The following is a 237-nucleotide window of genomic DNA, read 5'->3' as shown; positions in this document are numbered from 1 at the left end:
GCCACTTGGAAGTCCTTCTGATCCACCGGCCGCGATACGACGATTTCTCGTGGCCCAAAGGCAAGCTCGACGCCGGCGAAACAGTCCCGGAGTGCGCAGTGCGTGAGGTCCGCGAGGAGATCGCCCTCCAAGCAGGTTTGGGCATCCCGCTGCCACCGATCCACTATCACGTGAACGCCGGCCTCAAAGTAGTCCACTACTGGGCGGTCAAAGTCAACGGCGCCCCTCTTCGACCAG

Annotated in this window: 1 protein-coding gene; it reads left to right on the top strand. The window is 62.4% G+C overall.

Features of this window, described 5'->3' with window-relative positions; genetic code table 11:
* Positions 1 to 237 (top strand): NUDIX hydrolase (locus SB679_RS26225; protein ID WP_410705346.1); only part of this gene is annotated, 237 nt, incomplete at both ends.

Origin of the sequence: Chryseobacterium sp. SIMBA_029, assembly GCF_046535275.1 — a bacterium.
Classification (GTDB): domain Bacteria; phylum Bacteroidota; class Bacteroidia; order Flavobacteriales; family Weeksellaceae; genus Chryseobacterium.
Note: the sequence above shows the minus strand (reverse complement) of the source record. Positions and strands in the feature narration are given on the sequence as shown.